At 62.5% G+C, this 23,549-nt stretch carries 21 protein-coding genes and 1 tRNA gene; 8 read left to right on the top strand and 14 right to left on the bottom strand.

Going from position 1 to position 23,549, the window contains the following annotated elements:
* Positions 1–35 precede the first annotated feature (35 nt).
* Both HW554_RS03060 and HW554_RS03055 read right to left on the bottom strand, forming a co-directional pair.
* Positions 36–536, bottom strand: coding sequence for a hypothetical protein (locus HW554_RS03060; RefSeq protein WP_176906882.1), 501 nt, complete (start codon positions 534–536; stop codon positions 36–38).
* Between the two features lie 110 nt (positions 537–646).
* Positions 647–1,645: an aspartate-semialdehyde dehydrogenase gene (locus HW554_RS03055; protein WP_176906881.1), complete on the bottom strand. Its 999-nt coding sequence runs from the start codon at positions 1,643–1,645 to the stop codon at positions 647–649.
* A gap of 162 nt (positions 1,646–1,807) precedes the next feature.
* Between HW554_RS03055 and HW554_RS03050 the strand changes: the two genes are divergently transcribed.
* The 3 genes from HW554_RS03050 (at position 1,808) to HW554_RS03040 (ending at position 7,360) form a co-directional block, all read left to right on the top strand.
* Entirely contained in the window at positions 1,808–4,417 is a 2,610-nt protein-coding gene (locus HW554_RS03050) for a lamin tail domain-containing protein (protein ID WP_176906880.1), read from the top strand.
* A 45-nt stretch (positions 4,418–4,462) separates the two neighbouring features.
* Positions 4,463–5,944, top strand: a complete 1,482-nt coding sequence (locus HW554_RS03045; protein WP_176906879.1) for a DUF1800 domain-containing protein — start codon at positions 4,463–4,465, stop codon at positions 5,942–5,944.
* A 207-nt stretch (positions 5,945–6,151) separates the two neighbouring features.
* Positions 6,152–7,360, top strand: a complete 1,209-nt coding sequence (locus tag HW554_RS03040; protein ID WP_176906878.1) for a DUF1501 domain-containing protein — start codon at positions 6,152–6,154, stop codon at positions 7,358–7,360.
* 140 nt (positions 7,361–7,500) lie between these two features.
* Here the strand turns inward: HW554_RS03040 and HW554_RS03035 are convergent, their stop codons facing one another.
* From HW554_RS03035 to HW554_RS03020, 4 genes are all read right to left on the bottom strand, one after another.
* The gene (locus HW554_RS03035; RefSeq protein ID WP_176906877.1) at positions 7,501–8,364 is read right to left on the bottom strand and encodes a transporter; all 864 of its coding nucleotides are present in this window, start codon (positions 8,362–8,364) and stop codon (positions 7,501–7,503) included.
* A 119-nt stretch (positions 8,365–8,483) separates the two neighbouring features.
* Complete coding sequence (locus HW554_RS03030; RefSeq protein ID WP_176906876.1) at positions 8,484–9,560, bottom strand: hypothetical protein; 1,077 nt, start codon at positions 9,558–9,560, stop codon at positions 8,484–8,486.
* Between the two features lie 73 nt (positions 9,561–9,633).
* Positions 9,634–10,170 (bottom strand): GNAT family N-acetyltransferase, encoded by a 537-nt coding sequence (locus HW554_RS03025; protein WP_176906875.1) that lies wholly within the window; start codon positions 10,168–10,170, stop codon positions 9,634–9,636.
* A 136-nt stretch (positions 10,171–10,306) separates the two neighbouring features.
* Positions 10,307–10,549: a hypothetical protein gene (locus HW554_RS03020; protein ID WP_176906874.1), complete on the bottom strand. Its 243-nt coding sequence runs from the start codon at positions 10,547–10,549 to the stop codon at positions 10,307–10,309.
* A 183-nt stretch (positions 10,550–10,732) separates the two neighbouring features.
* On the opposite strand from HW554_RS03020, the gene HW554_RS03015 reads away from it, so the two are divergent.
* Positions 10,733–10,805, top strand: a tRNA-Gly gene (locus tag HW554_RS03015).
* An 81-nt stretch (positions 10,806–10,886) separates the two neighbouring features.
* On the opposite strand, the gene HW554_RS03010 is transcribed toward HW554_RS03015, so the two are convergent.
* Positions 10,887–11,519, bottom strand: a complete 633-nt coding sequence (locus tag HW554_RS03010; RefSeq protein ID WP_176906873.1) for a CatA-like O-acetyltransferase — start codon at positions 11,517–11,519, stop codon at positions 10,887–10,889.
* A 169-nt stretch (positions 11,520–11,688) separates the two neighbouring features.
* On the opposite strand from HW554_RS03010, the gene HW554_RS03005 reads away from it, so the two are divergent.
* Positions 11,689–12,393 carry an HAD family hydrolase gene (locus HW554_RS03005; RefSeq protein ID WP_176906872.1) on the top strand — a complete coding sequence of 235 codons (705 nt, stop codon included), beginning with the start codon at positions 11,689–11,691 and terminating at the stop codon, positions 12,391–12,393.
* Positions 12,394–12,451: 58 nt separating this feature from the next.
* Here HW554_RS03005 and HW554_RS03000 read toward each other — a convergent pair whose 3' ends face one another.
* The 5 genes from HW554_RS03000 to HW554_RS02980 form a co-directional block, all read right to left on the bottom strand.
* Entirely contained in the window at positions 12,452–12,940 is a 489-nt protein-coding gene (locus HW554_RS03000) for a hypothetical protein (RefSeq protein ID WP_176906871.1), read from the bottom strand.
* Between the two features lie 202 nt (positions 12,941–13,142).
* Positions 13,143–15,179, bottom strand: a complete 2,037-nt coding sequence (uvrB, locus tag HW554_RS02995) for an excinuclease ABC subunit UvrB (protein ID WP_176906870.1) — start codon at positions 15,177–15,179, stop codon at positions 13,143–13,145.
* Between the two features lie 189 nt (positions 15,180–15,368).
* Positions 15,369–15,737 (bottom strand): DUF6970 domain-containing protein, encoded by a 369-nt coding sequence (locus HW554_RS02990; RefSeq protein WP_176906869.1) that lies wholly within the window; start codon positions 15,735–15,737, stop codon positions 15,369–15,371.
* 175 nt (positions 15,738–15,912) lie between these two features.
* A complete protein-coding gene (locus tag HW554_RS02985; protein WP_176906868.1) occupies positions 15,913–17,511 on the bottom strand; it encodes a hypothetical protein in 1,599 nt (532 codons plus the stop codon).
* Positions 17,498–18,181: an RNA polymerase sigma factor gene (locus tag HW554_RS02980; RefSeq protein WP_176900742.1), complete on the bottom strand. Its 684-nt coding sequence runs from the start codon at positions 18,179–18,181 to the stop codon at positions 17,498–17,500. Before HW554_RS02980 ends, HW554_RS02985 begins: the two co-directional genes overlap by 14 nt.
* 305 nt (positions 18,182–18,486) lie before the next feature.
* On the opposite strand from HW554_RS02980, the gene wrbA reads away from it, so the two are divergent.
* A complete protein-coding gene (wrbA, locus tag HW554_RS02975) occupies positions 18,487–19,098 on the top strand; it encodes an NAD(P)H:quinone oxidoreductase (protein ID WP_176906867.1) in 612 nt (203 codons plus the stop codon).
* Positions 19,099–19,262: 164 nt separating this feature from the next.
* On the opposite strand, the gene HW554_RS02970 is transcribed toward wrbA, so the two are convergent.
* Positions 19,263–20,006 carry a LytR/AlgR family response regulator transcription factor gene (locus tag HW554_RS02970; protein WP_176906866.1) on the bottom strand — a complete coding sequence of 248 codons (744 nt, stop codon included), beginning with the start codon at positions 20,004–20,006 and terminating at the stop codon, positions 19,263–19,265.
* A 169-nt stretch (positions 20,007–20,175) separates the two neighbouring features.
* Positions 20,176–21,453: a sensor histidine kinase gene (locus tag HW554_RS02965; protein WP_176906865.1), complete on the bottom strand. Its 1,278-nt coding sequence runs from the start codon at positions 21,451–21,453 to the stop codon at positions 20,176–20,178.
* Positions 21,454–21,704: 251 nt separating this feature from the next.
* Here HW554_RS02965 and HW554_RS02960 point away from each other — a divergent pair, with 251 nt between their 5' ends.
* Positions 21,705–22,640 carry an ABC transporter ATP-binding protein gene (locus tag HW554_RS02960; RefSeq protein WP_246285079.1) on the top strand — a complete coding sequence of 312 codons (936 nt, stop codon included), beginning with the start codon at positions 21,705–21,707 and terminating at the stop codon, positions 22,638–22,640.
* A 96-nt stretch (positions 22,641–22,736) separates the two neighbouring features.
* Positions 22,737–23,549: an ABC transporter permease gene (locus HW554_RS02955; protein ID WP_176906864.1), complete on the top strand. Its 813-nt coding sequence runs from the start codon at positions 22,737–22,739 to the stop codon at positions 23,547–23,549.

The raw sequence follows: 23,549 nt of genomic DNA, 5'->3' as shown, positions 1-23,549 counted from the left end.
CGCTACAGGGCTTCTGCTTTAAATCGTAAAAAGTATTACTGCACGGGCACCATTTTCGAACGCAGGCTTGTAGGCACTTCATCCAGCGACATCACTCGGAGCAAATTCTCATCCGGTGCAGCGAGGCCCTGACCCAGCGGAAGCAGCGCTCCTTGCAACTCCTTCTCTGAAATCCGGTACATGGCACCAGTCAGTGGATCAACGATAAGCATACCGATAGCTCCCCCGAAAACGAGGTTGCCAAAATACCAGCCATTTACGTCTGCCTCCAGCTTCATTACTTTCTCTTCGTACCCTTCCAAGCGGAAAGTAATCGTATACTTTTCGCGCTGGAAGTAAGAGGAACCAGATTTCAGTGTTACGGCAGTCGGAGCAACTCCCGAAGCGACTTCGCGCCCCTCGCGGTTGACGATGCTGAACGTTGCACCAGCCGGTGCACTGCTGATAGCCACTGGATAACGGCTTTTGCTGACAATGCTAGCGCAGCTTCCCAGCGCTAGAGTGGCTGCAAGAGCCAGGGGTAAGGTTAGTTTCATATAAAAGAAAGAAGAAAAAAAAGGAATCGGCTATAAGTGGTAAATCTACATACCAACAGGCCCCAAAAATAGTATTTTCGGGGCCTGTTGGTACTGTAGGTATAAAATAATTAATCTTTCAACAACCCCATCTTCAGCATCACCTCGGCAATCTGCACGGCGTTGGTGGCGGCGCCTTTGCGTAGGTTGTCGGCCACTACCCACATGTTCAGCGTCTTGGGCTGGGTTTCGTCGCGGCGCAGCCGGCCCACCAGCACGGCGTCGCGGCCGTGGGCGTCCTGGGGCATAGGGTACACGTTGTTTTGCACATCGTCTACCAGCTCCACACCTTCGGTTTGGCGCAGCAGTTCGCGTACGTCTTCGAGGTCGAATTCCTGGGCGAATTCCACGTTTACGGCTTCGGAGTGGCCGCCCATTACGGGCACGCGCACGGTGGTGGCGGTGAGGCGGATGCTGTCGTCGCCGAAGATTTTCTTCGTTTCCAGCACCATTTTCATCTCCTCCTTGGTGTAGCCGTTGTCCTGAAACACGTCGATGTGGGGCAGCACGTTCAGGTCGATGCGGTGGGGGTAGGCGGGGTTGCTGGCCGTCTGGCCGGCGCGCTCCTGCATCAGCTGATCCACGGCCTGCTTGCCGGTGCCGGTTACGCTCTGGTAGGTGCTCACCACAATGCGCTCGGCTTTGTACTTTTTGTGCAGCTCGTTGAGGGCTACTACCAGCTGAATGGTAGAGCAGTTGGGGTTGGCAATAATTTTATCGTCGGCCGTGAGCGTGTGGGCGTTGATTTCGGGCACCACCAGCTTCTTGGTCGGGTCCATGCGCCAGGCCGAGGAGTTGTCGATAACCACAGTGCCCACCGCGGCAAAGCGGGGCGCTTCCTGCAGCGAAATAGCGCCGCCGGCCGAGAAAATGGCCACTGCCGGACGAGCCGCAATGGCGTCGTCCAGGCTCACCACTTTGTATTTCTGGCCCCGGAATTCGATTTCCTGGCCCACCGACCGGGCCGAAGCTACGGGCAGCAATTCCGTGACCGGGAAGTTGCGCTCGGCCAGTACTTTGAGCATCTCGGTGCCCACCAGACCGGTGGCACCCACTACGGCTACTTTCATATGCTTTATTAGTTGAGCCGTAAAGGTAAAGCGGTTATCTTACCTGCGGTTACTGACTTTGGCTTAGGCGTGTTTCTCGCAGAGGTTCGCGGAGGAATGTGCAGAGGCTACAAGGCGGTTTCCTTCTGCGCATCCCTCCGCGAACCTCTGCGAGAAAACCCGATGAAGAAACTGCTACTCCCGCTGCTGCTACTCCTGCCCGGCCTGGCCGCCCAGGCCCAGCTAACCGACGAGTTTGCCGACGGCGACTTCAGCCAGAACCCCGCCTGGACCGGCGACGAACCCTCGTTTCAGGTGAATGCGGCCCGCCAGCTACAAAGCAACGGCCCGGCCGTTACGGGCACCGAGCTGCAGCTGGTCACCGCCAGTCAGGCCAGTACCGGTACCAGCTGGACGTTCTGGGCCAATCTGAAGCTGGCCACCAGCAGCGGCAACTACGCCGATGTGTGGCTGATGGCTGACCGGGCCGACCTGAAAACCAGCGGCGTCCGGGGCTACTTTGTGCGCCTGGGCGGTACCCCCGACGAGGTGGCCCTGTTCCGCCAGGACGCCACCGGCAGCCCCGTTTACGTCGTCAATGGCCAGGACGCGACGCTCAACTCGGCCACCAACAACCTCGTGCGGGTGCGGGTAACGCGCTCGGTGCAAAACGTGTGGACTTTGGAACGCGACCTGACGGGCGGCCAGAGCTTCGTGAGTGAAGGAACCGGAACCGATGCCACGCACCAGCGCAGCGCGTTTTTCGGCGTGCTGCTCACGTATTCGTCGGCCAACAACAAGGCCTTTTTCTTCGATGATTTTCGGGTGCTCGATGCGACGCCGCCCGCCTCGGTGCAGGCGGCCTTAGTGGGCCCGCGCGCCCTCGATGCTACGTTCAACGAAGCCGTAGCCGCCACCCAGAACGCTGCCAGCTACCAGCTGCCCGGTGGCCCGGCTGTAACCGCCGCCCTCCGCGACGCGGCCAACCCCGCCCTGGTACACCTCACGCTGGCCGCCGACCTGCCAGCGGGCGGTGGTACGCTGGAAGTGCGCCAGGTGGCCGACCTCTACGGCAACGTGGCCGCCGGCCCGCTCACGGCCACGTTCAGCTTCGCGGGCGTGTTGGCGGTGCCGCAGTTCGGCCAGCTGCTCATCACCGAAATCATGGCCGACGAAACGCCGGTGGTGGGCCTGCCGGCTTCCGAGTACCTCGAAATCCATAACCCCTCGGCCACCCGCACGCTCGATTTGGCGGGTGTGCGCCTGAGCAAGGGCGGCAGCACGGCCAACCCGGCCGTGTTTCCGGCTGGCGCCACGCTGCTACCGGGCGAGTACGCTGTGGTATGCGGCAGCACCCGCGGGGCCCAGTTCGCGGCTTTTGGGAAGGTGTTTGCCCTCACCAATTTCCCCAGCCTCAGCAACGCCGGCGACCAACTGCTGCTATCGGGCCGCGACAGTCGCACGCTGTTCGAAGTAATGTACTCCGACAGCTGGTACAAGGACAACCGCAAGAAAGAGGGCGGCTGGAGCCTGGAAATGGTGGACGAAACCAACTTTTGCGGCGGCAGCGAGAACTGGACCGCCAGCACCGACCCCAGCGGCGGCACGCCCGGCCGGGCCAACTCGGTGCGCACCACCAACCCCGACCGCACCGCGCCCAGCCTGCTGCGGGCCGTGGCCCTGTCGCCCACGCTGGTACGGCTGTTTTTCAGCGAGAAACTCGACAGCGCGGCCGCGGTTAACCCCGCCCGCTACACGTTCGCGCCGGCCGTGGGCGTGGCCCGGGTGCTGCCCGTGGGCCCCGATTTCCGGCTGGTTGACCTGCAGCTAAGTACGCCGCTGCAGCCCAGCCAGCCCCTGGCGCTAACCGTGCAGCAGGCCACCGACTGCGTGGGCAATGCCAGCGGCCCGGCCGCCGCCGTTACGCTGGCCCTGCCCGCCCCGGTAGCGGCCGGCGACGTGGTGCTCAACGAAATCCTGTTCAACCCGCGCACTGGCGGCGTCGATTTCGTAGAGCTGCTCAACCGCTCGGGCAAGTACCTGAACGTGCAGGGCTGGCAGCTGGGCAGCGAGAAACCTGACGGTGCGGTGGACCAGAAACCCGTCAGCACTGGGCCTTACGTGCTGGCGCCCGGCCAGCTGGTCGTCCTCACCACCGACCCGGCCAACATCCAGAGCTACTACCCTAACAGTTCGGAGCCGGCCAATTTTCTGGTCCTCTCTTCTCTGCCCGCGTACCCCGACGATGCGGGTATAGTGGTACTCACCTCGGCCACCAACGAGCCGCTGGACCGCTTCGCCTACAACAAAAGCATGCATCTGAAGCTGCTCGACGACCAGAACGGCGTGTCGCTGGAGCGCATCCGTCCAGAGGGACCGAGCACGGGCCAGAACTTTCACTCGGCGGCCAGCGCCGTGGGCTACGCCACGCCCGGCCGCCCCAATTCGCAGTACCAGCAGGACCCCGGCGGCGACCAGACCTTCCGGGTTGACCCCGAGGTATTCACCCCCGACGAGGACGGCCAGCAGGACCTGACGACCCTCAACTACGTTCTCGACCAGCCGGGTTACGCCGCCAGCATCACGATTTACGACGCCCAGGGCCGCTTAGCCCGCCGGCTGGTGCGCAATGAAACGCTGGCCACCAGCGGCTTTTTCCAGTGGGATGGCCTGAACGAGCGAGGCCAGAAAGCGGCCGTGGGCTACTACGTATTACACATTGAACTGCTGCGCCCCAACAGTGGCGAAAAACGCGAGTACCGCAAAACGGTAGTGGTGGGGGCGAGGCTGTAGAATCTGTGATTTAAACCTGCCGGGCCTTTCCTCGTCCAACTGGCCATGACGACGACGACCACAACCACGCAACGACAACTTCAGCATTTGTACTGGCGGGCAGGCTTCGGGCCGACGCCGGAGCAGCTGGCGGCCGGCCTGAACCCGCAACAGGCGCTGCGGAAGCTGCTGCAAGACTCCCGCGGTTTCGAGCCGCTCGACGGCCCGGCCATGCACTACGCCGAGCCGCTGCCCACGCCTTCATCCGAGATGATGCAGGCGGCCGGTTCGCCCCAGGCGGCCATGGTTACCACGCCCGACCAGACCGCCCGGACCGCCGGCGCAGCCCCGGGCAAGATGACCCCGGAGCAGCGCAAGCAGCAGAACCGGAGCCTTCGGAGCGCCTTTTACGCCATGAATACCGGCTGGCTGACGCGCATGGCCACATCGGAGGCCCAGTTGCGTGAGAAGCTCACCTTCTTCTGGCACGGCCACTTCGCCTGCCGGGTGCGCCGCCCCGATGCGGCCCTGCAGCTCAACAATACTATCCGGCGGCTGGCGCTGGGCAAGTTCCCGGAGTTGCTGCTGGCCGTGAGCCAGGAGCCGGCCATGCTGCAGTTTCTCAACAACCAGCAAAACCGCAAGCAAAGTCCCAACGAAAACTTCGCCCGTGAAGTGATGGAGCTGTTCACGCTGGGCCGCGGCAACTACTCGGAAATCGATGTGAAGGAGGCTGCCCGGGCCTTCACCGGCTGGGGCTACAATGGCCAGAACAAGTTCGTATTCCGCGACAAGCAGCACGACGACGGCCCGAAAAACCTGCTGGGCCGCACCGGCAACTTCAACGGCGAGCAGGCGCTCCGCATCATCCTGGCGCAGCCCGCCTGCGCCGAGTTCGTCACTACCAAGCTCTACCGCTTCTTCGTGAACGACGTGCCCAATCCGGCGCACATCAAGCCGTTGGCCCAGGCGTTTTTTAAGAGTGGCTACGATATTTCGGCGCTGTTGGAGCAGCTGTTTTCGGCCGATTGGTTTTACGCTGCCGCCAATGTGGGTACCCGCATCAAGTCGCCGGTAGAGCTGCTGGCGGGCATGAAGCGCACCCTGGGGCTGGAGCTGGCCAATGAGCGGCCGCTTATCGTGTTCCAAAAGGCCTTGGGGCAGACGTTGTTTGAGCCGCCGAACGTGGCTGGCTGGCCCGGTGGCCGTGCCTGGATTGACTCCTCGTCGCTGCTCTACCGCCTGCAGCTGCCGGCCGTGCTGCTGCGCAACGCCGCCTTCGACGTGCAGCTCAAGCAGGACGAAAACGACCTCGACCCCAACCTGCCCCGCGCCGCCCGCACCTTCGACCAGGCGGTGAAAACCACCGTACGCCTGGCCCCGCTGCAGCGGCTGCTGTCCGCCACGCCCGCCGCACAGCAGCCCGCCCGCCTCAGCGAAATTCTGCTGCAAGTGCCCATCCGCCCCGAAAACCTGCCGTTGGTGCGGGGCGAGCTGCGCGACATGGTCACGGCCCTGCTGAGTCTACCCGAGTACCAGCTGATGTAAGAGGCTACTTGACTGGCTAAAAGGAACGGTCATGCTGAGCGAAGCCGGAGGCGCAGTCGAAGCATCTCTACCGCAATGGTAACTCAGGTTGTATGCAACGAAGCAGTAGAGATGCTTCGGCTACGCCTCCGGCTTTGCTCAGCATGACCGTTCCTTCTTATCCCATTCCCATAGTTCTACTCCTCAATCCCCCGCTAACCCAACGCTATGACTACCCGCCGCGACTTTCTTAAAGCTTCCACGCTGGCCAGCACGCTGCTGTTTGTGCCCAGTTTCCTGCACCGCCTCGATGCCCACTCCCTGCTCAGCCTGCGCGACGCCGCCGGCCGCCGCCTCGTGGTGGTGCAGCTCAGCGGCGGCAACGACGGCCTCAATACCGTAATCCCCTTCGAAGACGACCTGTATTTCAAGGCCCGGCCCACGCTCGGCATCCGGCCCCAAAGCGGGATTCATACCCTCGACAAGGGCCTCGGGTTCAACCCGGCCATGCGCCGCCTCAAGGGCCTCTACGACCAGGGCCACGTAGCCGTGCTCAACTCGGTGGGCTACCCCAACCCCGACCGCAGCCACTTTCGCTCCATGGATATCTGGCAGAGTGGTTCGGGGGCCGATGAGAGCCTGACTACCGGCTGGCTCGGCCGCTACCTCGACTCGAACTGCGCCCCCTGTGCCCTGCCATACAACGGCGTGGAAGTCGACGATACGCTCAGCCTGGCCATGAAAGGCCGGCAGCGCAAAGGCCTGGCACTTAAAAGTCCCGAGAAATTTCATCAGCTAACCCAGGGCCGCCTGCTGGCCAAAATAGGCCGTGAGCAGCCGGGCAGCAGCCTTTCCGAGGTGGATTACCTGTACAAGACGCTGGCCGAAACGGCCTCGTCGGCCGATTATCTGTACCAGAAGAGCAAGGTGTACAAGTCGGCCGTGACCTACCCGAACAGCGAGTTTGGCAAGAGTCTCAAAATCACGGCCGAGCTGATAAATTCGGGCGTTGAGTCGCGGGTGTTCTACGTGTCGCTCAGCGGCTTCGATACCCATGTGCGCCAGCAGGAGCAGCAGGCCCGGCTGCTCGGCGACCTGTCGGAGGGCCTGGGCTCGTTTGCCGAGGACCTGCAGAAAGCCGGCAACTTTGATGATACGCTGGTGCTGGTGTTTTCCGAGTTTGGCCGCCGCGTAGGCCAGAACGCCAGCAACGGTACCGACCACGGCACGGCCAACAACGTGCTGCTGCTCGGCGGCGGCCTGCGCCGAAAAGGCATCCTCAACAACGCCCCCAACCTGCAAAACCTCGACGCCGGCGACCTGAAGTATCAGCTCGACTTCCGCTCCGTATACGCCACCGTGCTGCACGACTGGCTCCAGGCTGATGATAAAGTCATTCTGGGCAGTAGCTTCGAGCGGCTGAAGGGGCTGGTGTAGGGCACAGAACGGTGTCATGCTGAGCGCAGCCGAAGCATCTCTACCGCTTCATTGTAATGCCAATCTCCCAACAGGATTACCACTGCGGTAGAGATGCTTCGACTGCGTTCAACATGACACCGTTATGTAAATGTCAACCACTACCGCCGCACCACGAAGCCCACGAAATACTCACGGTCGGCCTGACCGGTGAGGGCGAACTGGCGGCCTATATCGAACTGTATGTTCTTGCCCACGCTGAAAACGGCTCCGGCATTTATGGCTTCGTCCCAGCGGCGGGTGCGGAAATCGTGCTGCGCCACCAGCTCACCGAAGCCCGTAAGCCAAGGCCGAAACGCATGGTCGAGGTTGATGGAAGGGGCCGTTTGCAGGTAGTGCTGGCTTTCGTCGCGGTCGAAGTTGAGGAGCAGGGGTAGCTGGGCGCTCAGGTTCCAGGTGTCGGCCAGGGCATAGGTGGCGGGCAGCAGCAGGCCGTACTCGTAGCCGCCCGCGCCCTGCCGGCCGCCGGTGGGCAGGCGCACAAATCCGATTGCGGCTACGGCCAACGGGCTTTCGGTGGAGTCGTTGCCGAGCAGGTTACGCTTGAGGCGCACGGTTATGTCGCCGAAGCCCTGGTTGCGGGTTGCGGGCTCGTCGGCGGTGGCAGAAGTCCGGTTCCATTCGTAGGCATCGATGAACAGCTGCACATCGGTCCGGTTGTCGAGGCCCATTTTCAGCACGAAGGCGTTGGCCCGGAACGTGTATTGTTTGGGTTGCTGCTTGGGGTGACTGCTGATGAGGTTGGCCAAGGCAGTTTCAAATTGAAAGTGCCCTGCATCGACTGTAAACGGGCTTTCGGTGACGCCAGGCCGGTCGGGGGCCAGGTCGCGCATCAGCTCCCGTGGTACTGGCCGAAACAGCGAATAACGGCTTTTCACGGCTGTTAGCGAGTCGGTATGTGCCTGGGCAGCGACCAGATGCGGCAGCAGCAGGGTGGCCAGAAGGGTAGGAAAAAGCAGGCGCATGGCAGGATGAAAGAAAAAAGTAGCCCATCCGCGGCTGTCCGTGGGCACAACTGGCAGGCAGAAGCGGATACGCATCTCCATACGACGGAAAGCAGTGGGCAGCTAACCGGGCCGGGCGGCTAGCGCGCCTTCAGCCACTCTATCAGCCCGTTCCAGTACTCGGTAGCTGGCTGGGGCCACTGCCACTGCCCATCGGGGCCGGTGCGGCCGGGGCGCTGGAAATCGACGGTTACGCCCGCCAGCACCAGCACCTGCGTGCCCCGGCGGTAACCCAGCGCGGGACGTAAGCGCCGGGCGCTGGCTGCCGCCTGCACCGTGGTATCGAGCCCGGCGTAGTAGGCCAGTACCGGAATTCGCTGCCGGTTGAACACCTGATAGGCGGATGCTTCGGCGCGGGTAGCGGCCGCGGCGGCTTCCAGCACCACAAACCCGGGCTGCGGCTGCTGTCCGGCGGCCTCGGCTACCCGCGGGCCTGCCGTGCCCCGGCCCCAATAGCCCACCCGCCCCGAATCGACGGCGGCCTGCCGCCGCAGGGCCGCCAGCGCCGCTACTGGCAGCACTGCGCCCGAATCGGTGGCGGCGGGCGGTAGCAGCAGCGCTACAATGCCGCGGCGGGCCAGGTGCGTAGCGCGGCGGGCGGCGGCAGGGCCATCGGCGGCCGAGGCTAACAGCACCAGCGCCGGGTGGCGGGGCAGCGTATCGTCGGGCAGCAACAGGCGCAGGTGTTGCGCGGGCTGGCCGGGCACGGTTACCGTCAGGGTGGTGTCGCGGAAGTCGGGAGCCGGAGCTTCGCCGCGCCGTACCCACACAAAATCGGCCCGCACGCTGTCCCAGTTCAGTATGCCGCGCAGAAAGTCGCCCTCGCGCACGGCCTGGACTACAATACCGCCGGGCTGGCCGGGCGCTTCTTCCAGCCGTAGTTGGGGCGCTTGATAGCTGGCCGTAGCCGCCTCAAACTCCAGCCCCGGCAGCTGCGGAAAGCTTAGCGTGGCCGTGAGTTGGCCGGACTTAGTTTCGCGCAGGTCAAGGGCCGTGCGCAGCTCGCTGCCCTGGTAGCTGATGGCCCCTTCGTAGTGGCCGGTAGGCGGGGCCGCGTTGGCTACCTCGCCCGAACCCGAGTTGCCCGAGCAGGCGCTCAGCAGCAACGCCAGCAGCGGGGCTAGGTCGGTAAAACGAAGAAAGGGAAGGCGTTGCAACGGCACAGTGTAATAGAACGGGCGGGCAAAGGTAGCGGACCTGCGCGTAACGGACCGGCATCGGTCCCGACCCTTACAGACCCTTGCGCAGGATCAAATCGGTCTGGGTTTCGGAGCCGAGCTGAAACGCCTGCTGCCCGATGGGCCGGAAGCCGAAGCGCTGGTAAAACTCCCGGGCCCGCTCGTTCTTTTCCCACACGCCCAGCACCACAGCCCGGCACTGCTGCTGGCGGGCTTCCTCGATGGCCCGGCGCATGAGGGCTGCGCCCAGGCCGGTCCCAATCCAATCTTCGGCCACGTACAGGCGCTCTACCTCCAGGCGCTTTTCGGGCGTTTTGGTGGGGTCGAGGCCCAGGCTGGAGCGGGTGTTGAGCTTGGCGTAGCCTACCACCTCCTGTACCATCTGGGCCAGCAGAAACACGGTGTCGGTGTGCTGCAGCTCGGTCAGCTGTAGCCCGGGCCCGAAGGTGGCCGCCTCGTAGGCAGCCATGTCGGCGGCATCGTTCTGGGCGGCGTAGGTTTCGTGAAACAGCTGCCGGCCCAGCTCGGCGAGCTGGGCGGCGGCGGCCGGTGTGCGTTTGGCAACGCTGATACGCAGAGGATGGCTCATTTTTATTAGCTGTTAGCTGCGAGCTATTAGCCGTCAGCTTCAGTTCAGTAGATTATTATCAGCGGCATTAACCGCCGATTCTCGTTCATTTAGCTAACAGCTAACAGCTAACAGCTAACAGCTAACAGCTAACAGCTCAGTCAACGGTGTCATTGCCGCGCAGCTCGCGCCAGCCGTAACGCAACATCATCACGGCGGTTACCAGCAGCATCAGGCGCAACACCAGGGCCGTGGAGTTCAGGTTGTCGCTGCCCAGGCGCTGATATTCGGCATAGATAACCCAGAGTTGCATGCTCACACCCAGCACCAGCAGGATGCCTGCCGTCAGGAACAGCCAGGCGATAACGCGGCGGGTAGCAGGGGTAGGAGGCCAGGCCATAGCAAGCGGGGTTGAAGGTGGATAGACACCGGTCGGCCACAGCGCCGGCCCGGCGGCCGCAACCGGCCTGCTACAAAAAGAAGCAATTTTTCGCGTTCGGGCAACGCCGTGGCGCACTTCGGGGCCGAAGTCGGTTGTATTTCGATTTTAGCCGTGTATTTTTGCCTGCACCAAGCCCCACAAGCGAGAGTAGCTCAGTTGGTAGAGCATCAGCTTCCCAAGCTGAGGGTCGCGAGTTCGAACCTCGTTTCTCGCTCATTTATAGTCAGCCACTTAGACGCAAGTCTGGGTGGCTAATTTGGTTTTGGTGCCCACCATGGTGCATACATGTACTCTCTCACCCATCCAGCTGCCGCTGCAGCTCCGCCAGAAACAGGCCCACATGGTAGCCGTCGGCCAGGCCGTGGTGGACGTTGACGGAAACGGGCATCAGGAGGCGGCTACTCTCGGGGCGCAGGCGGCCCACCGATATTTTCGGGATGCTGTCGGGGTGGCTGAAGCTGCGGGCGTGGGTGAGGCCGCTGAACGATACCCAGGGCAGGGCCGAGAAGTGAACGACATCGGGACGGCCCGTTTCGGGTCCCAGGCGCAGGCCGCTGCTTTGGCGCACGGCCTCGGCTTCGGCCGCCAGTCCGTGGCCGAACGCGTGCAGGTCGGGGCTGAAAGGAATAAAGCTGAACGCAAACGTATGGTCGGACCGCGAGAGAGTGGCCGACACATTGATCTGGTCGTAGCAATCTACCTGGCCTTGCGCGTTGATGCGGTAGCGCAGGTTTTCCACGGTTTGCACGGCCGCCACCGTGGCGTGCAGGTACAGCTGGAAGAACGACACGCCCAGCGCCCGAGCGCGGGCCTGGGCCCGGGTAGCATCCACATCGGCCACGAGGCCAAAAAACGGCTCTTCAAACTGCGAAAAGAAGGCGAAATGCTCCTGCCGGTTCCAACCAGCCTGCTCGATACGGTGTTTCATGAATAAGTAATGAGTAGCGAGTATTGAGTAGTGAGATTCCGGAAATCGGGTTCCGGTACTGCCAAATGAGAGGTGCAAAGGTACCTTTGCGCCCCGCGCTGCTACTAGCCCGGTACTGCACTTATTTTCAGTCTAACTACTCAATACCAACTACACCATACTTACCTCAATGCCCACTCTCCGCCTCATTGCCTTCGACGCCGACGATACCCTTTGGCCCAACCAGCCTCACTTTGATGCCGCCGAGGCCCGCCTGCACGAGCTGCTGGAGCACTACGGCACCCCGCAGCAGTTCACCGACCAGTTTTTTGCCGTGCAGCGTCAGAACCTGCCGCTGTTCGGCTACGGGGCCAAGCCCTTTATGCTCTCGATGATCGAAACCGTGCTCCAGCTCACCGACGGGCAGATTACGGGCCAGGAAATTCAGCACATCCTCGACCTGGGCAAGCGCCTGCTCGACTTCCCCATCGAGCTGCTGCCCGGCGTAGCCGACACGCTGGCCGCCGTAAAAGCCCGGGGCCTGCCCCTGATGCTGCTCACCAAAGGCGACCTGTTCGACCAAGAAAGTAAGCTCGCCCGCTCCGGCCTAGGCGACCTGTTCGACCACGTGGAAATCGTGAGCGAAAAAAATGAAAGTACCTACCAGCGTATCCTCGACCGCCACAACGTGCGCCCTGAGGAGTTCGTGATGGTGGGCAACTCGCTGAAGTCCGACGTGCTGCCGGTAGCCCGCCTGGGCGGCCACGCGGCCTACGTGCCCTACCATACCACCTGGGTGCTGGAACGCGTATCGGAAGCCGAGCAGGCCTCGGCGTCGTTTCGTGAGATGCAGTCGGTGGCCGAGGTGCCGGCGTGGCTGGAGGGGCTGGTGTAGCACGCCGCCATTGTCTGCCTGTTGTAGTGCTTCGTTCTCTGTATCAGCTCGGCTACGCCTAGCGCAGCAGGGCCCGCCGGAACAGGTAGCGCGTCTGCGAATCCGAGCTGTAGGTGGTTTTGCCGTCGTACTGTGGGCGGTTGGGGTCACTGAAAGTCAGCGAGGTTTCCATCTTCTGCGTGGCGCTGACCGGCTGCACGCTGGTGCGGATTTCCAGCAGCTCCCAGCCATCAGCCGACAGCTCGTTGAGGGCCTGGAGCAGCAGCGCATCTACTTCGCCCGTTTTCGCCCCTCTGAACAGTTTGGTATCGGGCTCCAGGGCCGTTTGCCCCCGCCAGGCCGGCGCAAAAATCACGCGCCAGTCGTTGTCTAGCCGTACCAATTGGTACTGGTAGCGCACACCGTTAGCCGGCGCAACGGGCGTAACGCCCAGTACCGGCAGCGCGGCGGCGGCCGGCACCGGGGCCAGCAGCGCGGGCTGGGACTGCTGGGCAACAGCTGCGCCGGAAATTAGTAGCGCAGTCAATAGAATTATAGACTTCAGCATAACGCAAAAAGGATTCGGAGCGCGAAATATGCCGCGCTCCGAATCCTTTCCGAATTATGTGCCAGAATGTAGCTGGAACCGTTTTTTTATTCCGGAAAACTACAGCTGCCCGCTGTAGAGACGCCTCGTTGCTTCTCGTCATCCGCGCCTTTCGGCCCGTGTCATTCAATGAGCAGGCGCCAATACGCGTCTTTATATCTGCCTAATCTCGCTTGGTTTTCAACACCTGTTTCAACGCGGCCAGCTCGTCGCGGAGCTTGGCGGCGGTGAGGAAGTCGAGGTCTTTGGCGGCGCCTTCCATCTTCTTCTCGGTTTGCTTGATGAGCTTTTCCAAGTCCACCCGGTTCATAGTGGAGATGACCGGCTCGGCGGCAATGGACAGGGCTACATCGGCGTCGGCACCGGCATACACCGTGTTGTCCTGGATGCGGTAGTCCGAGAGCGAAGTCTGGCCCATGATTTCGGCGTGGCTCTTGCGCACCGTGCGGGGCGTGATGCCGTGCTCCAGGTTGTAGGCCAGCTGGGTGGCGCGGCGGCGGTTGGTTTCATCGATGGCCCGTTGCATCGAGCCCGTCATGCGGTCGGCGTACATAATCACCTTGCCCCGGTCGTTTCGGGCGGCTCGGCCCATGGTCTGAATCAGGCTGCGCTGGTCGCGTAGGAAGCCTTCCTTGTCGGCATCGAGGATAGCCACAAGGCTCACTTCAGGCAGGTCGAGGCCCTCGCGAAGCAGGTTTACGCCGATAAGCACGTCGATTTCGCCCAAGCGTAGTTGGCGCAGGATTTCCACTCGGTCGAGCGTTTTCACATCGGAGTGGACGTAGCTGGATTTGATGCCCAGGCGCTCCATGTACTTTTGCAGCTCCTCGGCCATGCGCTTGGTGAGGGTGGTTACCAGCACCCGGTCGCCCATTTTCACACGGTTGTCCACTTCGTCCAGCAAATCGTCAATCTGGTTGGTGCTGGGGCGCAGGTCGATTTCGGGGTCGAGCAGGCCGGTGGGCCGGATAATCTGCTCTACAATGGTGCCGTTGGATTGGGTTAGCTCGTAGTCGGCGGGCGTGGCACTCACGAACACGGCCTGCTGGTACATGCTCTCGAACTCGTTGAACGTGAGCGGGCGGTTATCAAAGGCCGAGGGCAGGCGGAAACCGTACTCAATCAGCGCCGTCTTCCGGCTCCGGTCGCCGCCCCACATGGCCCGGATCTGCGGCATGGTGGCGTGGCTTTCGTCTACCACCAGCAGGTAATCTTTAGGGAAGTAATCGAGCAGGCAGAACGGGCGGGTGCCGGGCTGGCGGCCGTCGAAGTAGCGCGAGTAGTTCTCGATGCCCGAGCAGTAGCCCAGCTCCCGGATCATCTCCAGATCAAACTCGGTGCGCTCCATGATGCGCTTGGCCTCCGAGTCGCGGCCTTCCTTCTCAAAATAGGCGTGCTGGTGCACCAGGTCGTCCTGGATTTCCTTGATGGCTTGGTTAAGCGTGTCCTTGCCGGTTACGAACAGCTGGGCGGGGTACAAGGTCACCGATTTCTCATCGGCCAGTTTCTTGCCGCTGGTCGGGTCGATACGGTGAATGGCCTCAATTTCATCACCAAAGAAAAACAGCCGGTAAGCGTAGTCGGCGTAGGCCGGGTACACGTCCACGGTGTCGCCCTTTACCCGGAACGTGCCGCGGGTAAACTCCACCTCGGTGCGCGAGTACAGAATCTGGACGAACTGGTAGAGCAGGTTGTTGCGCGAATACCGCAGGCCGGGGGCCATGAAAATCACGTTTTTGCTGAACTCCTCGGGGTTACCGATGCCGTAAATGCACGATACCGAGGCAATCACAATTACGTCGCGCCGGCCGCTGAGCAGGGTGGAGGTAGTATGCAGCCGCAGCTTCTCGATTTCCTGGTTGATGGCCAGATCCTTCTCGATAAACACATCAGAGGAGGCGATATAGGCCTCGGGCTGGTAGTAGTCGTAGTAGCTGATGTAATACTCGACGGCGTTGTTGGGGAAAAACTGCTTGAACTCGCCGTAGAGTTGAGCGGCCAGGGTTTTGTTGTGGCAGAGCACTAGGGCCGGCTTGCCGGTTTCGGCAATTACGTTGGCCATGGTGAAGGTTTTGCCCGTGCCCGTGGCCCCGAGCAGTACCTGGGCCGGCTCACCGTTGTTAATGCCTTCTACGAGCTGTTTGATGGCCTTGGGCTGGTCGCCGGTGGGCTGGAATTCCGAGGTAAGCTGGTAGTTCATGCAGGCAAGTTAGGTAGCCTCTGGTAACCGTTTTTGGAGGGTGTTGGTTCGGGAGAAGGATGTAATTGAATCTGGCCACCTTTGCATCCACATCTGTAGCGACATTCAGGAATAGCAAAAGCCCGCTTCTAGGCGAAGGAAGCGGGCTTTCAATGCGGAAAACGGAGATTCAACAACGAAAAACGGCCTCTACCTTGGGTCGCGCCAAATGAGCGTGGGGTTGGTAGCGGTGGTGGCGAAATCGGAACAGGCACCGTCGCCGTTGCCGGTGGGGCCGCCGGCCGCTGCGCATACCACGCTGCCGCAATTATCGAACAGGTAAGCGTAGGCAGCCGGGCTGCCGCCGGTTACCAGGAACACCGTACGGCCCTGGTAGATGTACTGGGTTACTTCGGCGGCCGGTGTTTGCTTGGGTTTCTGCTTGAGCTGCTCAATGAGGGTGAGCGAGAAATTACCGGGGCAATTGAGCGTGGGCGACACCTCATCGGAGGTAACTGAGCAACCCGTCACACTCAGGGCCAGGCCGATTGTCGTCAGAAGAAGGGCAAAACGATTCATGGTGGATTTCGTGCTGAGTGGCAGCTGGTAAGTCGACAGAACGGTAGGTGGCACGAGGAATCCGGTGCGGCAGGCAGGTATAATAGCGGCCTGTCTGCGAAGCTACCCTGGATTCTTCATTCGGCCTAATGTGCTACCTGCCTATCTAACATCCAATTTCCTGTCACTCAAAAATTTATTTCACCACCGACATCACTTTGGAGCTGCCGAACTCTACCGCGGCTTCTACCCCCACGCTGTAGGGGCGGGTTTGCTGCACGGCGCGCTGGCTGGGGTTAGCGTTGAGCGGCGTGATAAACACCTCGGCGCTGGGGCCCACCGTTACGTTCCAGGTCGAAAGCGCAGGCTGGTAGCGCACGCCCCCGCCGAGGCGGCCCGAGGCAAACAGCGTCCGGTAGGGCGACTCCGACGAGCGGATGTCGTAGCTGCGGGTGGCATCGGGCGAGCCCTCCAGCTCCGAGCGGCTGTTGAGCAGCAGGCTGACCACTGCACCGGCTTTGGCATAGAGCGAAAGGCCCGTTTTGCCGGAGCCGTAGCTGAGGCTTACCGGTACAGCCGCCGTGCGGTAGCGGTATGAGGTAGACCGGGCCGGAGGGCCCACATTGCTGGTCGTAAAACCGGCCCCGGCGTTGCGGTAAGTCTGCTGGGTGAAAATATCGGGGGCCTCGCTGCCCACCTGCTTGCCATCCAGAAAACCAAACGACGTAGCGGAGGAAGCCCGGCTTTCGGCCCATTCGGCTCCGGTTGATACCGTCCAGCGGGGGCTGAGCTGGTAGGAAGCCGTGAGGGCAACGCGCTGGCTGGGGCCCGAGCGCAGGTTGCGGCGGTACTCCCGCTCGGCATCCTCCTGGTAGTAGCTGCGCAGGGCGCTGGTTACCGGGTCATCCTGAGTGCGGCCATCGGCCCGCGAGAAGTTGATATTGGGGTTGAACACGCTCAGGGCATAACCACCACCCACACGCAGTCGTTTCCAGAGCTTACCAGTGGCTTTAGGCTCGGGTTCAGGCGTAAACGAGGCTTTTGCCACCGATACAGCCGGCACTTCGGCCGGGAGCAGCAGCTGGCGCTGGCCGGGACGGCCGAGGCCCAGCTCGTCGCGCAGGTTCAGGTCGTCGAACGATACGGCAAGGTTGCTGGGCTGGCCCCAGGCAGCGGCTACGCCCTGGCGCAGGCCCGGCAGGGCCACAACAGCGTAGCCCCCACGGAAAGCGTTGGCGTTGGCTGCCAGGGTAGCAGCCCGCTCGTTCTGGCTGCTGTAGCTGGCGGCCAGCGCGCCCCCGGTGCGCGGGGCCCGGCCCGGCCCGTAGGCTCCGGCCAGCTGCGCGGCCTCTTCGGCGGCGAGGGCGGCGGCCAGGTCGGCGGCTGGTCCGGCAGGGTAGTCGTAGCGGCCGCGGGGGGCTTCGGGCAGTGTCAGGCCCAGCGACGAGGATGAGGACGACGAAGACGATGATTCTGCAGGCCCGGTGGCGGTGGCCAGCATGGGGCTGTCTGCCCGGCCCGACTGGGCCAGGTAGGCCCAGCTGGCCACGCCCAGCGCCAGCACCAGGCAGGCGGCGGCGGCCCAGCGGTACACGGCGGCCCGCTGGCGGTACATGGCGTTCTGGCGCAGCATGTCGGCGTGCTGCTGCGCTACCAACTCATGGTCGAGCTGGTCCCAGAAATTGGCCCGTGGGCGCACCTCCGCCTCGGCCAGCTTCTGCCGGAAAAGGTGCTCCAAGTCGCCGCTTGGGCGCTCGGGCTGGTGGTTGTCAAACGGAGGTTTAGCGGAAGCCATGAGGACGTTGCGCGTCGAGGCGCTCTATTTTGTTTTTCAGAATGGCGCGGGCCCGCGAGTACTGCGACTTGCTGGTGCCCTCGGAAATGCCCAGCATCTCCCCGATTTCCTTGTGCCCGTAGCCTTCAATGGCAAACAGGTTGAACACCATCTGGTAGCGTGGGGCCAGGTCCTGGACCAGGCCGAGCAGCTCTTCGAAGTTGTAGTTGGAAAGCGTGAACTCCTCGCCGGCCAGGTCCTGGGGGTATTCGCCCCCGTCGCTTACTGCTACCAGCGGGGCATTGCGGCGGTGCTGGCGCAGGGCCGCATTCACCATAATACGCCGAATCCAGAATTCCAGCGGGCATTCGCGGCGGAAGCTGGCCAGGTTTTTAAACACGGTCAGAAAGCCTTCCTGCAGTACATCCTCCGCCTCGAAGGTGGTTTGGGCATAGCGCAGGCATACGGCCATCATGCGGCCCGCAAACCGCTCATACAGGTATTTCTGCATAAGCCGGCTGCCGGCCAGACAGCCATCGAGTAGCTCGCCATCGGAGAGCTGGGCGGGCGGCGTGAGCGTGCGGGTGGCCGTGGGAGCCGTAGCCGCCGCCGACCCGGTGGCCACGTGGGCCCCCGGCAACAGGCTCCGCAGGCTGCCAACCCCACTCAGGGCTGCCGACAGGGCGCTCATTGTGCTTGCCGGCCAGTGCGGAGGCCGGTTCCGGAGTAGAAGGCGTGCTGCATACGCAGGTAAGATAATAGAGGGGGAACAGATTCCGGCTAGCGGCCGGCTAAGTGCCCATAAGAGGACGAACAGACCGGCAGAGGTTGCATGGCCGCCTGGCTATTTCCGAACCTACAAGGTAAGTCTTTCGTCTTCATGTAGTTCAACCGGGCGTAGATGCGCTGTAGCCCCTTTTAATTCGGCGGCTATACCGCATGCTGTCGGCTTCCGGCGCAGTTTCTCACTTTCACACCCTTCATCTGATACCACCCATGAAAACACTGATTCTGTTTTATTCGACTTATGGCCATGTGTACAAGCTGGCCGAGGCTATGGCCGAAGGTGCCCGTGAGGTTGAGGGCAACGACGTAGTAATAAAGCGGGTGCCCGAAACGCTGCCGCGCGAAGTACTTGACAAAACAGGGGCTACTGAGGCGCAGAAGGCGTTCGACCATATTCCGGTAGCCAAGCCTTCGGAGCTGGAAGAGTACGATGCCATCATTATCGGTACGCCTACCCGTTACGGCAACGTCTGCGGGCAGATACAGGCCTTCCTGGACGGCACCGGGGCACTGTGGGCTGCTGGCAAGCTGGTGGGTAAAGTAGGAGGGGGCTTCGTGAGCACCGCCACGCAGCACGGCGGCCAGGAAACTACGCTGCGTGCGTTGCATACCGAATTGCTACACCTTGGCATGGTGGTAGTAGGCCTGCCCTACGCCTGGCAGGGCCAGATGGGCCTCCACGAAGTAACGGGCGGCACGCCCTACGGAGCCAGCACCGTGGCCGGCGGCCAAGGCGAGCGGCAACCCAGCGCCAACGAGTTGGAAGGGGCTCGTTTCCAGGGCCGTCACTCCTCCGAAATAGCCAAGAAGCTTAGTGCGTAGTTGGTAGTGCGTAGTGCTTAGGTATACGCCCTTGACCTGACGAAGGGCCTTGTCGCGCCAGAACGAAAATCGTAACAACGACTCGTCCTGGCATGACAGGGCCCTTCTTTCGTCAGAACACGGCTGTCTGCCTAAGCACTAGGCACTATCAACCAAGCACTAAATCAAAGCTGATTATAGGCCTTAATCAGGGCGTTGAAGGATTCGCGGTAGGTGTCGCCGATGGGCAGCAGGCGGCCTGCCACCTGCACTTTGCCGCGCTCCACGTGCTCGATGCGGCTCAGGGCCACCAGAAACGACTTGTGGATGCGGGCAAACCGCTCGGGGGGCAGCACTTCCTCCAGCCGCCGAAACGACTGCAGCGTGAGCACCTTGCCCGTAGTGGTATAGAGCATCAGGTACTCCTTCATGCCCTCGATGTAGAGCAAATCGTCGAAGGCCACGCGCTGTAGCCGATGCTCGTTCTTGACGAACATAGCGTCGTCGGGGGCAGCGGCGGCAGGGGCCGATTCGGGTACGGCTGGGGCGGGCGGCGGGGCGGCGGGCGCGGTTGACGTCAGCTGCTGGCGTACCCGCTGCACCGCCTGCACGAACCGTTCGAAGGCAATGGGCTTGAGCAGGTAATCGGCCGCGCTGAGCTCGTAGCTGCGCACTGCGTACTGGTCGTAGGCAGTGGTAAACACGATGCGCGGGCCGGGCTGGGGCAGCAGCTGGGCCAGCTGTACGCCCGTCAGCCGGGGCATATGAATGTCAAGAAACACCACATCCACGGGGTTGTCCTGCAGGAAAGCCAGGGCCGCCAGCGCGTCATCAAACTGCCCCACCAGCTCCAGCCCCGGCACCTGGGCGCAGTAATCGGCCAGCAGATCGAGGGCCAATGGCTCATCATCAAGAATTACGCAGGTCATAGGTCAGTTAGGGAATGACTTGGTAAGCAAAAGAACGGGTCATGCTGAGCTTGCCGAAGCATCTCTACCGCAATAGTAAACCTAAACGTCAGGATTGTCAGTGCGGTAGAGATGCTTCGGCAAGCTCAGCATGACCCATTCTCTACTGCCGCCAGTCAGGGCGTCGTCTCTACGGCAGTAGCACCAAGGTAACGCGGTGCTGCTCCGGAGTGGTCTGCACATCGAGGGTGTGGCGGTGAGGATAGAGCAATTCCAGGCGGCGCTGCAGGTTGGCCAGACCCACACCGCCGGGCTGCCGGGGTAGGGGGCGCTCGGCATCGGCGGGGGCCACATAGTTGAGTACCGAGAAGCGCAGGAGGCCATCGGGGGCCAGGTGCAGGGCAATGTGCACGGCCACGGGGCGGGCCGTCAGGTCGCCGTGCTTAAAGGCGTTTTCGACCAGTGGCAGTAGCAGGAGCGGGGCAATGGGGTGTACGCAGTCGGGGTTGGTGCCTGCTACTTCCAGCACTACCGCCTCCTGGGCCGAGGCCGGTAGCCGCAGCCGCTGCAAATCCAGAAAGCTGCGCAGGTGGGCCAGCTCGCGGCTCAGCGGCACGGTATCGGTGCTGCTTTCGTAGAGCAGGTAGCGCATAATTTCGGCCAGCCGCAGCACCGCCTCGGGCGCCTTGTCCGACTTGCGGCTCGTGAGCGAGTAGATGTTGTTGAGCGTGTTGAACAGGAAGTGCGGGTTGATCTGGGTTTTGAGCATGGCCAACTCCGTGAGTAGCTGCTGGCGCTCCAGCTCGCGACGGTTGCGCTGCCCGCGCAGATAGTCGTCGGTGATGCGCATGGCGGAGGCACTACCGATAATGAACGAGCCAATAATGGAGGCCGCCAGCAGCCGCATGGCGGCGTCCGGGAAAGGGCTTTTGGGGGGCTTGGCCGCGTCGATTCTTACCGTGCCCGGTTTGCCTTGCGAGCTGGAAGAGGGCGGTGCTTTTTGGGTGGACACGTGTACCCCGGAGGGTGCAAACTGCGGGATAAGCCAGCCAATGAGGGCCAGATAGGGCAGCAGCAGCAGCGCCGCCTTCGGGATGTACTGCAGCACCCGGCCCCGGCCCAGCGTAGAGGGTATCAGCCAGCGCCAGGTCAGGTAGAACAGCGTGGCATCGCCCAAGTCTTCGAGCAGGTAGCGGCCCAGCTGCGGCAGCAGGCCCCACCACTCGGGGGCCGTGGGCGGAAACTGGGGCAGCTTCGAGAGAATGCTGCTGAGCTTTAGTCCGTCAATTGTCAGTAGCCACAGCCATAGCAAGATATGCACCCAGCGCGGTACTAGGGTGGCCTCCGGGTCGTGGGCCGACCACTCGGTGGGCCGCAGCCACTCGCGCAACCGCGCCCGCAAACTTCGCCACAGCGGCGGCCGGAGCGGTGAAGGAGTGGCAGGAGCAGGTGGTGGCAGAACTTCCATCCTCGAAAATAGTGCAGTAGTGGGTTGCCGGCCGGCCTTCTTCAATCAACCCCGCCAACGACTCCCTCAACGCCCCGGGCCGGCGCACCAACCCTACTAGCCGGAATACGTGGCATTTTTTTGGGGTTAAGGAGAAGAAAAAAGGGTTGCAGGGTCTAAACGGAACGTTGGTTGAATTGTGGGGGAAAGATATAGTGCTGCTGCTAGGTTTGCAGCAGTTCTTTCGGTTTCGCTCCCTTCATTTCTCCGTCATGCACTCTGCTTCTACCGCCGCCCCGCTGCTCGAAAGTCACGACCTAAGTTTCCGCTTCGGAGCCCGGCCCATTCTGCACGCGCTGAATCTGCGGGTAGAGGCTGGCAGCATCTACGGATTTCTGGGGCCGAACGGGGCCGGCAAAAGCACCACCATGCGCCTGCTGTTGGGGCTGCTGTGGCCCAGCAGCGGTACGGTACAGCTGTTCGGATATGAACTGGCCCGCCACCGGGTGGCGCTGCTGGGCCGGGTGGGCGCGCTCATCGAAAGCCCCTCGCTCTACGACCACCTCACGGGTCGCGAAAACGTGGAGGCCACCCGCCGCCTGCGGGGCGTGCCGGCCCACCGCACGGCCGAAGTGCTGGCCCTGGTAGGCCTGGCGGCTGATGCCCACCGGCCTGCCCGCGAATACTCGCTCGGCATGCGCCAGCGCCTTGGGCTGGCCCTTGCTCTGCTGCCCAACCCCGACCTACTGCTGCTCGATGAGCCCACCAATGGCCTCGACCCCACCGGCATCATCGAGATGCGCGCGCTGCTACGGAGCCTGTGCCACGAGCACGGCAAAACCATCCTCGTCAGCAGCCACCTCATCAGCGAAATCGAGAAAACGGTAACCCACGTGGGCGTAATTCAGCGGGGGCGGCTGGTGTTTCAGGGCAGCCTGCCCGACTTGCAGCGCCTGCAAACCGGCCGCGCCCAGCTGGTGCTCGAAACCGAAAATGCCACTACTTGCCGCCACCTGCTGCCCCACCTACTGGCCGGCGCCACGGTGGCCGGCCCCGGCACCCTGCAACTGCCCTGGCTGAGCCGCGAACACGCCGCCGAGCTGGCCGCCGGGCTGGCTTCGGCCGGCCAACCCATTTATGGGCTGCGTCAGGAGCAACCAACCCTGGAAGATACCTTTCTGCACCTCACGGAATCGGCAAATGAGTGAGTGAGAAAGCACTGTCATGCTGAGCGAAGGCGCAGCCGCAGTCGAAGCATGACAGTGCTTTCTCACTCACTCATTCCCCAACTCACTTATTCACTCATGGAATACGCCCTACCCACTGCCCCCGGCCCGTTTATCCAGCTCGGCCGTACCCTGGTTGCCGATGCGCTGAAGCTGCGCCGTACCGCCGCGCTGTGGCTGGCGCTGGGGGGCGGGGCCCTGCCGGTGCTGCTCAACCTGCTCATCTTCTACTTCAAGGGGCAATACTTCGTGAAGCCTGGCACTAATCCGTGGCCCATGTACGTGGGCATGAGCTGGCAAACGGCCTCGGTGCTGCTGCTGCCCCTATTTGTGGTGTTGCTGAGCGGGTTGGTGGTAAACCTGGAAAACCGCGGCGGCTGGCGGCAGCTACTGGCCCAACCCGTAAGCCGCGGGGCTGTGTTCGGCAGTAAGCTGTTGCTGCTGCTGGGCCTGAACGCCGTGGCCCAGGCACTGTATGTGCTGCTACTGCTGGCCGCCGGGGTACTGCTGGGCTGGCTGCGGCCCGATCTGGGTTTTCAGAATAACGCCATCGGCCTGCTGCCGGTGCTGCGGATGCTGGGTCATACCTACGTGGCCACGCTGGGCATCCTGGGCGTGCAGTACGCGTTGGCGCTGGCATTCCGGGGCTTTGTGGGGCCGCTGGCGGTGGGCATAGCCGGCATTGTGTCCGCCCTCACGCTGCTGCGTTGGGAGCACATCGACCTAGTGCCTTATGCTGCTCCCACCCGGATACTGCGCCTGCTCGAAGGCGACACGCAGCTGAGCGTAGCCGCCGCGCTTTCGCCAGCCGAGTGGTACTCGCTGGGCTGGTTTGCGCTGGCGGTGTTGGTGGGCTACCTGCTGCTGCTACGTCGCCCGGTTACCGATTAA

Source organism: Hymenobacter lapidiphilus (assembly GCF_013377885.1).
In the GTDB taxonomy this organism is placed as follows: Bacteria; Bacteroidota; Bacteroidia; order Cytophagales; family Hymenobacteraceae; genus Hymenobacter; species Hymenobacter lapidiphilus.
This window is presented reverse-complemented; position numbering and strand designations above follow the sequence as displayed.

What these genes read in the sequence shown, in the direction of transcription:
- HW554_RS03060 (WP_176906882.1), bottom strand. Translation starts at nt 536, where the DNA reads ATGAAACTAACCTTACCCCTGGCTCTTGCAGCCACTCTAGCGCTGGGA.
- HW554_RS03055 (WP_176906881.1), bottom strand. Translation starts at nt 1,645, where the DNA reads ATGAAAGTAGCCGTAGTGGGTGCCACCGGTCTGGTGGGCACCGAGATG.
- HW554_RS03050 (WP_176906880.1), top strand. Translation starts at nt 1,808, where the DNA reads ATGAAGAAACTGCTACTCCCGCTGCTGCTACTCCTGCCCGGCCTGGCC.
- HW554_RS03045 (WP_176906879.1), top strand. Translation starts at nt 4,463, where the DNA reads ATGACGACGACGACCACAACCACGCAACGACAACTTCAGCATTTGTAC.
- HW554_RS03040 (WP_176906878.1), top strand. Translation starts at nt 6,152, where the DNA reads ATGACTACCCGCCGCGACTTTCTTAAAGCTTCCACGCTGGCCAGCACG.
- HW554_RS03035 (WP_176906877.1), bottom strand. Translation starts at nt 8,364, where the DNA reads ATGCGCCTGCTTTTTCCTACCCTTCTGGCCACCCTGCTGCTGCCGCAT.
- HW554_RS03025 (WP_176906875.1), bottom strand. Translation starts at nt 10,170, where the DNA reads ATGAGCCATCCTCTGCGTATCAGCGTTGCCAAACGCACACCGGCCGCC.
- HW554_RS03020 (WP_176906874.1), bottom strand. Translation starts at nt 10,549, where the DNA reads ATGGCCTGGCCTCCTACCCCTGCTACCCGCCGCGTTATCGCCTGGCTG.
- HW554_RS03010 (WP_176906873.1), bottom strand. Translation starts at nt 11,519, where the DNA reads ATGAAACACCGTATCGAGCAGGCTGGTTGGAACCGGCAGGAGCATTTC.
- HW554_RS03005 (WP_176906872.1), top strand. Translation starts at nt 11,689, where the DNA reads ATGCCCACTCTCCGCCTCATTGCCTTCGACGCCGACGATACCCTTTGG.
- HW554_RS03000 (WP_176906871.1), bottom strand. Translation starts at nt 12,940, where the DNA reads ATGCTGAAGTCTATAATTCTATTGACTGCGCTACTAATTTCCGGCGCA.
- uvrB (WP_176906870.1), bottom strand. Translation starts at nt 15,179, where the DNA reads ATGAACTACCAGCTTACCTCGGAATTCCAGCCCACCGGCGACCAGCCC.
- HW554_RS02990 (WP_176906869.1), bottom strand. Translation starts at nt 15,737, where the DNA reads ATGAATCGTTTTGCCCTTCTTCTGACGACAATCGGCCTGGCCCTGAGT.
- HW554_RS02985 (WP_176906868.1), bottom strand. Translation starts at nt 17,511, where the DNA reads ATGGCTTCCGCTAAACCTCCGTTTGACAACCACCAGCCCGAGCGCCCA.
- HW554_RS02980 (WP_176900742.1), bottom strand. Translation starts at nt 18,181, where the DNA reads ATGAGCGCCCTGTCGGCAGCCCTGAGTGGGGTTGGCAGCCTGCGGAGC.
- wrbA (WP_176906867.1), top strand. Translation starts at nt 18,487, where the DNA reads ATGAAAACACTGATTCTGTTTTATTCGACTTATGGCCATGTGTACAAG.
- HW554_RS02970 (WP_176906866.1), bottom strand. Translation starts at nt 20,006, where the DNA reads ATGACCTGCGTAATTCTTGATGATGAGCCATTGGCCCTCGATCTGCTG.
- HW554_RS02965 (WP_176906865.1), bottom strand. Translation starts at nt 21,453, where the DNA reads ATGGAAGTTCTGCCACCACCTGCTCCTGCCACTCCTTCACCGCTCCGG.
- HW554_RS02960 (WP_246285079.1), top strand. Translation starts at nt 21,705, where the DNA reads ATGCACTCTGCTTCTACCGCCGCCCCGCTGCTCGAAAGTCACGACCTA.
- HW554_RS02955 (WP_176906864.1), top strand. Translation starts at nt 22,737, where the DNA reads ATGGAATACGCCCTACCCACTGCCCCCGGCCCGTTTATCCAGCTCGGC.